Origin of the sequence: Maribacter sp. (genome assembly GCF_049667165.1) — a bacterium.
Taxonomy (GTDB): Bacteria; Bacteroidota; Bacteroidia; order Flavobacteriales; family Flavobacteriaceae; genus Maribacter_A.
Genome location: NZ_JBATHS010000196.1, coordinates 1 through 12,101, shown reverse-complemented (window position 1 = coordinate 12,101; position 12,101 = coordinate 1). Strand labels below are relative to the sequence as shown.

At 42.3% G+C, this 12,101-nt stretch carries 9 protein-coding genes; 3 read left to right on the top strand and 6 right to left on the bottom strand.

Features of this window, described 5'->3' with window-relative positions; genetic code table 11:
- The coding region (locus tag WBM98_RS09980; RefSeq protein WP_424365876.1) for a DUF5689 domain-containing protein at window positions 1-1,196 on the bottom strand (1,196 nt) is incomplete at its 3' end.
- A 151-nt stretch (window positions 1,197-1,347) separates the two neighbouring features.
- Window positions 1,348-4,077: a TonB-dependent receptor gene (locus WBM98_RS09975; RefSeq protein ID WP_424365875.1), complete on the bottom strand. Its 2,730-nt coding sequence runs from the start codon at window positions 4,075-4,077 to the stop codon at window positions 1,348-1,350.
- A 109-nt stretch (window positions 4,078-4,186) separates the two neighbouring features.
- Between WBM98_RS09975 and WBM98_RS09970 the strand changes: the two genes are divergently transcribed.
- Window positions 4,187-5,227 (top strand): endonuclease/exonuclease/phosphatase family protein, encoded by a 1,041-nt coding sequence (locus tag WBM98_RS09970; RefSeq protein ID WP_424365874.1) that lies wholly within the window; start codon window positions 4,187-4,189, stop codon window positions 5,225-5,227.
- Window positions 5,228-5,230: 3 nt separating this feature from the next.
- Here WBM98_RS09970 and WBM98_RS09965 read toward each other — a convergent pair whose 3' ends face one another.
- Both WBM98_RS09965 and WBM98_RS09960 read right to left on the bottom strand, forming a co-directional pair.
- The gene (locus WBM98_RS09965) at window positions 5,231-5,824 is read right to left on the bottom strand and encodes a 3-keto-disaccharide hydrolase (protein WP_424365873.1); all 594 of its coding nucleotides are present in this window, start codon (window positions 5,822-5,824) and stop codon (window positions 5,231-5,233) included.
- Between the two features lie 102 nt (window positions 5,825-5,926).
- The gene (locus tag WBM98_RS09960; RefSeq protein WP_424365872.1) at window positions 5,927-6,391 is read right to left on the bottom strand and encodes a hypothetical protein; all 465 of its coding nucleotides are present in this window, start codon (window positions 6,389-6,391) and stop codon (window positions 5,927-5,929) included.
- A gap of 119 nt (window positions 6,392-6,510) precedes the next feature.
- Here WBM98_RS09960 and WBM98_RS09955 point away from each other — a divergent pair, with 119 nt between their 5' ends.
- Both WBM98_RS09955 and WBM98_RS09950 read left to right on the top strand, forming a co-directional pair.
- Window positions 6,511-7,269, top strand: coding sequence for a threonine/serine ThrE exporter family protein (locus tag WBM98_RS09955; RefSeq protein WP_424365871.1), 759 nt, complete (start codon window positions 6,511-6,513; stop codon window positions 7,267-7,269).
- 8 nt (window positions 7,270-7,277) lie between these two features.
- Window positions 7,278-7,775, top strand: a complete 498-nt coding sequence (locus tag WBM98_RS09950) for a threonine/serine exporter family protein (protein ID WP_424365870.1) — start codon at window positions 7,278-7,280, stop codon at window positions 7,773-7,775.
- A 120-nt stretch (window positions 7,776-7,895) separates the two neighbouring features.
- Here WBM98_RS09950 and WBM98_RS09945 read toward each other — a convergent pair whose 3' ends face one another.
- Window positions 7,896-10,577: a TonB-dependent receptor gene (locus WBM98_RS09945; protein ID WP_424365869.1), complete on the bottom strand. Its 2,682-nt coding sequence runs from the start codon at window positions 10,575-10,577 to the stop codon at window positions 7,896-7,898.
- Between the two features lie 174 nt (window positions 10,578-10,751).
- On the bottom strand, window positions 10,752-12,101 hold a 1,350-nt coding region (gene pgi / locus WBM98_RS09940), incomplete at its 5' end, for a glucose-6-phosphate isomerase (protein WP_424365868.1).

Below are 12,101 nucleotides of genomic sequence, written 5' to 3'. Positions count from 1 at the left end.
CCATCTTCCCCTATGATTCCAAAAGAATCGATGACCCTACCAAAAGGGTCTACCAGGTGTAGGTTATCATCCCCATTCGAATCGGCCGGGCTATTGGTGCCCACGGTAATATCTGGCGCGAACCCATAGACCGCTTCAAATTCTGTGGCATTCGGAGAGATCACCAAGGTGCTTTCGGACCCTATTTCAAAATCAGATAGATCAAGTGTGGAGCTGATTTCCGTATTGTCGTTGGTGTATCGGTTCAAGGTCCAGCCCTTTAGTGACAACCCTTCCGTACCGGCATTATAAAGCTCAACAAAGCGGGCCCCCGAATTGTTATCGGGATCGGCCAATTCTGAAATAAATACTGCATTCGATGTGAATTCATCGATGACCTCCGCACATCGTTCCTCTTGAAAATCGATATCGTTCAGGTCGCGTATGACCAGTGAATAGTCACTATTGTCCTTCAAAAGCACGCCAACAACCGAACCATTCCTTTCAGGTAATAGTTCAGATTGAAAATCGGAATACCCACTGTTCAACAATACCATTTCATTATCGTCACAATCAACCAGGGTCCGCTCGGTTTCTTCCCGAACCTCGGCAAAAGGCAACCCTAATGCATCGTCAATGATTTCCACATTCTTAAGTTCTACAAGCGTGTTGACCATACGTTCGTTCAAAGCCTCCATTTGTACTTCCTTGGGAACGATTGACACGTTATCGGTACAGGATACATAGAGATGCTGGGCAACAACATTGGCCGGCAACCTGCCAACAGATAGGTTGCCAAATGAGGTGAAAACCCCGCCCAGTTTATAACTATCTTTTTGTTTCCCCAGATAGAGTCCCTTCAGTTTAACATAAATCGTACTGCCCATGGTGTAAAACAAATGGGAATCCCTCAAATCCAATTCCAATTGCAGGCCTTCGGTCGGATTTTCAGGAGCATCCTGAAAATGTAATGTGCTGAAAAAATTCCCCGCTTCATCCGAAGAAATGACATACCCTTCAATAATCAAATCGTCTTGTATCTGCACGGTACCATCAACATAAAGCGCCTTCACATCAGCAAATGTGGCATTGACCTCCATAGCTGCCTCACAAGCTTTTTTTGGGTCATCGAAATTTTGGTCTTTAACGCACCCCATGAGCACCGCCATGGCCAAAACACCGGTTATTGTTTTCAATATAAAGGATGTTATATTCATGTCACTCTTGTTTCAGAAACCTGCAAGGTTTTGAAAACCTTGTAGGTTTATATTGTTTCGGTCAAACTACTTAGACCTACAAGGAACCCTGCTTTCGCGGGGATACCTTGCAGGACAGAACCCAGCTTTCGCGGGAGCACCCCACAGCACCTTAAAAACTATAGGCCACATTCAAAAAATAGGTACGCCCGTAGCCATACCAATATTTGGGGGCAAAAGAGGGGGTGCCACTAACGTTGTCCTGTTTTAATTGCCCATAATTACCATTTCTGCTTTGTTCATATCCTCCTGACCTGAAAATGGCATCGAATACATTATTGATGCTCGCAAAAACACTGATATATTTTCCTTTTTTAAGCCAAGATTTTCCCCCAACCAGATTCAGCAGATAAAAATCATCCAAACGTTGCTGTTTTAGTAACCGTTCTACATTTTCTATGGTCGCATCAGGAAATGCTTGTCCGGTTTCGGGATCTATATAGAAACTTGGTGTTCTGGTGATCATAGAAATACTGGCGTAGTTATTAGCCAACTGATTCGCCGTGGCCCCTACCCACCAATATTTCGGATCGCGATATTCAATGCCTATGGCAATCGCTTTTTGAGGGCCTTGTGCCAATTTATAATCCTTGATCTTGGCGATTCCTAGATCTATAGTGCCTTCCTGATTTATCAATTCTTCTTCGGCTCCCGCCGTATCGAAGTTGATGGTCACATTCGGGTCGCTGGCATACAAATACTTACCAACGGCGGCCACAGCCGATAGTTTAACCGCTGGCGATACCGCATATTCGAGACCCAACTCGACCCCCATATGCAATTTATCGAGATCGGTGATGACCTCTTGCACAAAATCAGAACCCACCCCGGCATCCACATAGAAATAATTGATATCCGTGGTATGTTGAAATCGGGTATAAAAACCGGTTAACCGGCCTGTTACTTTGGGCAGTCGAAGAAAGTAGTTGATAGCTGCACTCGTAACGGTTTCACTCTGAAGATCAGGCACAATATCATTGTTTTCCCGCGGATTCACGAATGCGTTTTGCATGACCGGAGGTCGCTCGAGCAAGGCCCCATTTGCGCTGAGCCAATGCCTTCCGGTTATTTGGTACGAGAGGCCCCCTTTATACCCAAAGTTCGAAAAAGCTAGGGAGGTGCTCTCCCCTAGGGAATTGTCGTTATAACGCCCGTTTTTGAAAAGGCCGTTTCTTTGATAGACCGAACTCGTGAATTGGGCCGCCACAAAAGCACGCCATTTCCGATGGGCATATTCAAGTTGTGCGAAACTATGCCATTGATCTACGAAAAGCCCATAATGGTAATTGAAAATATCATCCGTATAACGATCGGGATTCCCATCAAGGTTATTGGCCGTATTTGAAAAAGGATCAATATCCTCATGGAAATCGGCACCGAGCAGGTCGTTGATCTTCGCGTAATTATCCGATTCCAACTTTTTAAAAGTCAGACCCACATCCATTTCGATGTGGTCTGAGAACATAATGTTCCCAACACTATTGAATGTCCACTGATCATCTTCAACGACATCATCGTACAATACATAGGCCGCTTTGCCATTTGAATTGGCCGTATAGATTTCATCCCATTGAATTTGAGGATTTTCCAAAAAGCCCTGTTTTGCCATATCGGCACTTACAAAATTGGCTCCAATGGGACTGTTGATATAATAACTTGGCAAATATCGATAATACACCGGATCTGGATTTGGGGCATTGTAGTACCCTAATCTACGTTTGGAATGTATGCCTGATTGATAGGAAATTCCCGTATTCAAAGAGAAATTATCCGATTCGAAATAATGGTTGAGCATGAGTATTGGTTCTGCTATTTTGCGTTCCCTAGAATTTCGAATATCCCCATTTTGGGTTCCCCAATAGGGGTTGTATCGATTGCCGACCAACCCTTGTACTTCTTCGGTAATGGCAGCCGAGCGACCGCGTCGGTTAGATGCCAAGATGGCCGTTGCGAGCAGACTGTTCTTGGGATCAAGCTTAAATTCCAACGCCCCAAAAACAGAATAAGCGTCGTAAAGTGTCCCTTCGATATACCCTTCCTTGGCCCACCTTCGGGAAGCGGAAATAGCATAGGTTAATACATTGTTCTTTGTTGGGGAAACATAGGTTGCCATGACCCGATCTGTGTAGGTTCTATTGGAGCTCGAGGCTGAAAATCGAAGGCCCGAACGCATGCCTGAGGGTCTGGTATCAATGTTTGTGTTTCCCAGAATTCCACCGAAGGTATAAGGCGAACGATCAAGTCCATTTGAATACTCTTGATTGCGGGTTACATCATTAAGGCCTCCCCAGTTGTTCCATTGCGGGCGGCCATCAAATGATTTGTTCATAGAAAGGCCATTGATCATAACCGTGCCATTGTTGGCATCGTATCCCCGTACCCTAAAAAAAGCCTGACTAAAATCAAAGGCCGCCCTTCTTAAAAACACATCCCTAGTGGCCTGTAACAATCCTGATGAGACCATAGTGCTTTCTTCATCGAAAAATTCGGCATCGGTAAGCGTAACAAGATTATCGGTTTGATCAAGGGTAATATCCCGTTCAAGAAATATATTCCCCAATTCTATTCGGTGCCCTTCAAAATATATCGGAATTCTTTTGACCACATAACCAGATGCAGTAATATTCAGAATGAAATTCCCTGTACTGGCAATCGAAATCTCAAAAAAGCCCGCTTGGTCGGGTCGTACCGAAAAAGTGCTCCCTTCTACGGTAATCAACGCTTCTGATATAGGTTCTTTTAAATCAGACGAAAGCAGATAGCCCGTTGCGGGATTCGTGTTCTGTCCTAATACAATCTGACTTATACAAAGTGCGAAAAATGATATATAAACATATCGCATTTCAAAAAAGTATGGTTCGTAATCCTATTAAATATATAAAGAATACGCTTATTTTTGTAGCCTATTACCCTAGTTTTGCTGATTTTTCGATGTAATACCACTAAATTTCATGAAATGTAGCTTACTTTTTCTCATCCTTTGGTTTCCTGTACTTGGTATATCCCAAAAAGAAAGCACCTATAAAATCAGGACAATCGCGTTTTACAATGTGGAGAATCTTTTTGATATTGAGAATGATTCCTTGACTTATGACGATGACCGAACGCCGAATGGCAAGGACCAGTGGACTGAAGAACGGTACCATCATAAAATTGAAAATATCGCAAAGGTCATTTCGAATATCGGTCGTATACAAGTACGAACATCACCCGATCTCATCGGACTGTGTGAAATAGAGAACAAGAAAGTATTGGAGGATTTGGTCCACCATCCCAGCCTCCAAAAAATGGATTATCGCATAATCCATTTTGATTCCCCGGATGAACGCGGTATCGATGTTGCCCTTGTTTATAAATCCTCGGCCTTTCTCCCAACAAGTTTTCAAAGTCGCAGGTTATTATTGCAGAACGACATAGGGGAAAGGGATTATACCCGTGATCAATTGGTTGTCGGTGGTTTATTGGACGATGAACAGATCTACTGCATTGTGAACCATTGGCCATCGCGTAGTGGTGGGGAGACACGGAGCAAACCCAACAGATTGGCGGCAGCAACATTGAACAAAAATATCATCGATTCGATTTTAAGACAAGACCCTTCGGCCAAGATCATAAGTATGGGGGATCTCAATGACGACCCTGTCGATGACAGTCTAAAAAAAATTCTGAAGACCCGAGGAAAGAAAAAAAACCTGGAAGAAAACGCACTTTTCAATCCAATGGAGAAGTTATATAAAAAAGGGATTGGCTCTTTGGCATACAGGGACCAATGGAACCTCTTCGACCAGCTCTTTTTTACAGCGAACTTTCTAGACCAAAAACAAGAAGGATACCGCTTTTGGAAAGCGAACGTATTCACGACACCCTACCTCTTTACATCAAAGGGAAAATATAAAGGTTATCCCTTTCGCACCTATGCTGGGGGGAGCTACACCGGCGGGTATAGCGACCACTTTCCGGTGTATCTAATGCTTATCAAACCTTTGCAATAAACCCTATTGGGGCATGGCTATTCTGATGTTTCTCCAGTTTACCTTGATACCACCCCCATCATGTATCTGTAGGGCGATGGAGCCTTCCCCGGCCCCTATTTTTTGATCGCGGATGGTTACCATCTCCACCCCGTTGAGCCATGAGGTCAGTTTGTCGCCATAGACACGTATCTTCATCTCGTTCCATTCACCCATTTTCAAGGCTTTGTCTTTCTCAGGGTCTGGTTTGATCAACCAACCACGACCGTACGATTCATATACACCACCTGTACTATGGCCCGGAGGGGCAACTTCTACTTGCCAGCCGCTTACCTTGGTTCCATCTACCGTGGAACGAATGAATACCCCACTATTGCCATCGGCTTCTTGTTTAAACTCTAGGGTAAGTGTAAAATCCTTATAATGTTTATCGGTAGCCAAATACCCATATTGTTTGTCCGGGCCACTTTCACAAACCAACAAACCATCTTCTACGTACCATTTTTCGGTGCCATAGACGGTCCAACCCGAAAGGTCGGTTCCATTGAACAAAGCCATTTCCTGGGCGAAAGTGAGTGCCGACATGAGTATGGCGCCGACGAGTATTATGTTTTTCATGTAGTACTATATTTAGATTAATAAGTGACTTTTACCGATTGATAAGAACCTCGCCTTGGCCTTACTTCGACAAACGAAGCACAGGGGTTCTAAAAGGGATATCTAGTTAGTGAGCCATTGGCTCCAAGGAATACGGCTCATAATCAACAACAACCCTAAGCCGTAAAATATGGCTATGGTCTTGAATTTCTTCTTGCCTTCGATTACTTTTTTATGTTTGGACCATCCGATGGTAATCACTACCAACGCAATGATGTTGATAAAAGGGTGTTCTACGGCCAATAATCGCGCTGCGGCATTCATACCTCCCATACCGAATTGCTGAATGGCATTCAACCCACTTGGCGACACAAAATAAAGTACCAAACCGACCAATAGTTGTAAGTGGCATAATATCAATGCGAATAGACTAAGCCTGTAGTCCTTACCCAAGGTAGCGAACATTTTATTGCCTACAAAACCCAGTATCGCATTGGCAACGGCCAGAAATAAAACGGCCAGTGCCACATAGGCCAAATACGAATGTAATTCCAATGCCCACTGATAGGCGAGTCCAGCTTCTTCCATAGTTGTTTTGCTATTAGTAAATTCAAAAATACTACTTTTTAATGATAAAAAAATAAGAACCATGCCTGACGGTGCAAACCCTCAAAAACAGTAATTTTGCTTTTTCATTTTTCGTAGTAATGAACGTAAAGGACAAACTTAAACTAACGGCAGAGGTATTGTTGGATATATCCGCCCTTTTAATGGTGTCGGGAGCCAATACAAACCGGATAAATTTAAGTCTTACCCGCTTTGCTTCCGCTTTAAATTGCCAAGCCTATAGTATGGTCACCCATAAGACCTTGGTGTTGACCGTTACGGATATTGAAACTGAGGAAACATTTACAAGGGTAAGGAAAATACCTAAGTACCAAATAAATTTTTCCATTATTTCGGCTATTAGCAAAGCGAGCTGGAGTGCCATGAGGGATGATTGGACCCTGGCCCAAATTAATGAAGAGATCAACCTAATAAAAACAAGTGCCAGGTATCCCAAATATGTTGTTCTATTCGCAGTGAGTTTTGCTGGAGCAGGGTTTTGCAATATTTTCAAGGGGGATACTATAAATATGCTTGTGGCCTTTCTTAGTACTTTATTGGGATTATTCATTCTTCAAACTGCCCATGACCGAAAAATAAATGGACATATTGCGACCTTTCTGGCCTCATTTTCTGCCTCCCTTTTAGCTTCACTGGGCGTCTTTTACAATTTAGGGGAGCACCCTCAGGCGGCCTTGGCAACTTCCGTATTGTTTTTAGTGCCCGGTGTGGCCCTCATAAATTCTTTTACGGATTTTTTGGATAACAACATACTTAATGGCATGGTAAGATTCGCAAATGGGACAATGACCGTTCTATCTATTGCACTAGGTCTTTTCGTTGCCATGTTACTATTTTAATCGAATTGATGGAAGAAGCTGTACTTAAATTATTGGAAGTATCAATGTGGTCGGGTATTGCGGCCGTAGGGTTTGGCATATTGTTCAACATTCCCCGAAAAACGATTTTGACCGTATTTTTCTTGGGGTTTGCCGCCGGACTGGTAAAATTCCTATTGATAGATTTCAAGGTCAATATTGTATTGTCGAGTTTAATAGCGGCCAGTTTTGTTGGCATTTTAAGCAGCCCATTGGCACATAAAGTGCATCATCCGCCGGTCGTTTTTTCGATTCCTCCCATTATTCCCATGATTCCAGGGTACTATGCCTATGAAACCATGTTATCTATAATGAACTTTACGTTTATGGAAAAAGGAAATCCCCAAAGGGTTGAATTGATCGAATCTATATTCTTTAATGGTTTTACCATGCTGTTCATTCTAATTTCAATTACCATTGGCGTGTCTTTACCGCTGTTGCTTTCAAGAAAGGAAACGGTTAAAAAATCGCTGGAAGATAATTCTTGAATAATAGGTGCCAATAGTTCTTTTAATGCTTTATGCCATCAAAAACAGTTGTTTTTTGACATAAAAAAACCCTGACGGTACCGTCAGGGTATTTTTGCCTTTTTGTTCTATTTTGGTGGCCTAAAATTCGTAACGCAAAGTAACGTTCCAAGTTCTTCCCCATCCAAAGTAGCCTTGATTTGATACAGCCAATCCTTCATATGTTTCATCTCCGGCTTCCACAAAGTTAGCGGTAGTTAATCTTGATATATATTCCTTATCAAGAACGTTGTTCATATTGGCCCTTATTTTTAAGGATTTCATTTTGTTGGCCCCTAACGGAACCCTAAAGGTAACCCCTGCATCCAAAAGACCATAAGAAGGCAATTCAAGATTATCCTTTACAGCACCCACATCCGCATATAGCTTATCATAATATCTCCAATCAGAATCGACTGAAAACTTATTATTGATCCTATAGGCGGCTCCAAGACCTCCAGAAAGTTGGGCAGCACCACCTACCTTACCTCCGTCGAAATCGTTGGTTTCGATACTGAGTACATTACGGTCTTCATCGGTAATCTGGGTTACTGCTTCCCCTTTATAAACCCAATCCCCTAATGAGGCAAAACCGTTAAAGGAAAGCCCGGGTGCTGGTCTTAGCTTAAAATCCAATTCTACCCCTGTATGCAGCTGCTCGGTTCCAAAGTTAGACTCAAAGGTAACCACATCGTCAACAACATCGGAACTAGTAACAACTCTGTCTTTCCAAGAAGTTCTATACAAGTTTACATTTGCAGAGAAAATGGAGCTATTAAAGCCATAACCGGCCTCTAAACCAAAAATCTTTTCATTTTCAGTTAATGGGTTTATTTGATTGGTGAAATTTAGATAGATGTTATCATGGTAGGGTTGACGATTGTAATATCCTGTATTGAAATAAAAGGCATGTGCCTCATTGGGTTTGTAACTAAACCCTGCCTTGGCGTTATAACCGAAATTATTCACTTTCTCAGAATCGGTGCCTGGCGTTATCCCAGCAGGTAAAGCAACTCCGGTACTTTGTGATGATGTGCCATCGATCAATGCCTGATCGGCATACTGGTAGAAATCGAATCTTTGGTGATATTGGTTTGAAACCGAACCTTGGAAAAAGGCAGATACTTGATCCGTGGAATATTCCATTTGGGTAAACAATCCACCATACGAAATACGCTCATCGTTACTATATGCGATTTTCTGATCTTCGGGATAGCTATTAAAAGCAGCGGCCCAACCCGATGGTCTAAAGCTTTCTGTTGCCGTTACGAATTTATAGGTCCCAAAAGTACCATAAGGCTCATGATTATTATTCTGATCTCGCAATCGAATATTATCAGTAAATGAATTTAAACCATGAAAATCAGCGACTACCCTAAAGTGCTTACCGTAGTAGGTCCTTAAATCAAAACCAAGGTTCCAAGTAAGGTTTTCAGATAATTTTTTTTCGAAATTACTAATTAAACCGTACCAGCTATGCAAGTTCATGGAAGCTCTTGTTATATAGGCTGGTTCAGAACCAAAATTAACGCCAGCACCATCGGTAACTTCGGCATTTTGGGCATAAATGGCATCATAATCAATACGGCCTTCATCAGTTCTGATACGGTTCCCTAGGTTTCCAGTACCACCACCATTACCCCATGAAGCATAAAGTACAGTGGATAAATTGGTCGATTCATTGATATTCCAGTCCCAGTTTAAGTTGGCTACCGGTTTATGATAAAAGTTTCTTCGCTCCGTTTTATATTGACCATTATATGTACCCCAGTTATTGTTATAACGTAAACCATTTTCTAAATAGCTTGATATGGATTTAGTGAAGTTTTGATCATGGAACTGTGGTGCGCCGGTTATCAAGAAGTTGAAATTGTGTTGATCATTAGGTCTGTACCCTGCAGATATAAAATAAGTCTGACCTTCTCCAAAATTCCCTTCATTATACCCATCTCCTTGCCAATGTGAAAGCATAACACTTAGGCCCCATCCTTTCTCAGAAATACCCGTATTATAACCAGCTGCCGTTTTTATATAATTGTCATTTGCAATTGTAGAGTAGGCAAACCCACCTTGATTCATATCCGTGGCCTTGGTTACAAAGTTAACGGTACCCCCAACAGATGAAATGGCTAATTTAGAAGACCCTAGACCTCTCTGAATCTGAACCCCGCTAGCGACATCGTTTAATCCCGACCAGTTAGACCAGTACATTAAACCATCTTCCATACCATTAATGGGCTGACCGTTTAATAGATAAGCCGTATTATCCTGATCAAAACCCCGAACTCTCATATTGGTTTCTCCGAAACCACCTGCTTGCCCCGAAACATAAACAGAAGGTGTATTCACCAATGTCATCGTAACGTCTTGGGTACCGATTTTTTCCTGGATAATCTTAATAGGTACAGAGGAAACAGCAATCGGTGTTCTTCTATCACTGGCAAGGTCAATAATACCAGTACCAACCACAACAACTTCTCCCAATTGTTCAGCATCCGGCTGCAACGAAATTGTGCCCACACTTCCCGGGCCTGTAAATTTAAGATTGGTGCTAACATAACCAATATATGAAATAACCAATGTGCCCGAACTTTGAGATATGTTCACGGAAAAATTACCGTCAAAATCCGTAGTTGCACCCGTAGTTGTTCCTCTGACAACTATACTTGCACCAGGTAATGGAGTGCTAGTTTCACCGTCTACAATCGTACCGGTAATTGTCCCTTGTGAAAATGCAATAGCAGTCATTAAAAATGCCGCTAAGGCCATGTACATTTTTTTCATTTTTTTGAGTGTTTGATTAGATTTAATTACGGTGCAAAAATGATGTTTTTAAACGCACCGTATATTAAGCCTGAGTTAATTTTTTGCGATGTTAAAATTAACATAAAAAAATGGGAATCCTGATTGATAAACAAGAAGTTATCAACCTTTATTAAGAAATGAAAATTAGGTGGATTATTTCTTAAATAATTGCAAAAGACGCAATGTTGAGGAGTCATGATCCGATAATTCGGAACGCTCAATATCCTTAAGGATATTCGTCGCCAATTGTTTCCCGAGTTCTACCCCCCATTGGTCATAACTGAAGATGTTCCAAATCACCCCCTGAACAAATATCTTGTGTTCATAAGCGGCGATCAATGCCCCTAAACTCATAGGGGTAAGTTTATCCAATAAAAAAGTAGTCGTGGGTTTGTTCCCTGTAAAGACCTTAAAAGGAAGCAATTTAGCAATGGCCGCATCACCCATGTTTTTCTCCTTCAGTTCTTTGAGTACCTCAGCTTCCGTTTTACCGTTCATAAGGGCTTCGGTCTGTGCAAAGAAATTGGCCATTAACTTGTTATGGTGATCTGTATCGCCATGCAATGACTCTTTAAAGCCAATAAAATCGACAGGAATCAGTTTTGTTCCCTGATGTATCAATTGAAAGAAGGCGTGTTGGGCGTTGGTCCCGGGTTCTCCCCAGATAATCGTCCCCGTTTGGTAATCCACAGGATCGCCCTTACGGTCGACACGCTTGCCGTTACTTTCCATTATGCCCTGTTGCAAATAAGCAGAGAACCTGCTTAAATATTGGGTATAGGGAATGATTGCCTCGGTCTCGGCCTTATGGAAATTGTTATACCAAATACTCAGCAATGCCATAATCACTGGAATATTACTATCGAATTCGGTCGTCTTGAAATGTTCGTCCATCGCATTGGCACCTTTTAAAAGGGCATCGAAATTCTCGTAGCCCACGGCCAAAGCTATGGTTATACCCACGGCACTCCATAATGAAAAACGCCCACCGACCCAATCCCACATGGGAAAGACATTGTCGGCCGATATTCCAAATTCCGCAATTTTCTCGGTATTCGTTGAAACGGCAGCAAAATGTTTGGCTACATCTTCCTGCTTTGCATGTTTAAGGAACCATTTTTTGATGGTGGTGGCATTGCTCAAGGTTTCTTGGGTGGTAAATGTCTTTGAGACCACAACGAACAACGTCGTCTCAGGATCCAATTCCTTCAATATTTCATGCACATGGTCCCCATCTATATTACTGACAAAATGGGTCTTTAAGTGATTCTTGTAGAACTTCAATGCCTCGACTACCATGGCAGGACCAAGATCGGATCCCCCGATACCTATATTGACCACGTCGGTGAAGGCCTTGCCTGTAAACCCTTTTTTAGTGCCCGAGATAATGTCATTTGTAAATGAACGCATATGTTCTTTTACCTCATATACCTCAGGAATCACGTTTACCCCATCCACAAGGACCACGTCTGATTTCTTTGCCCTTAGTGCGGTATGTAGGAC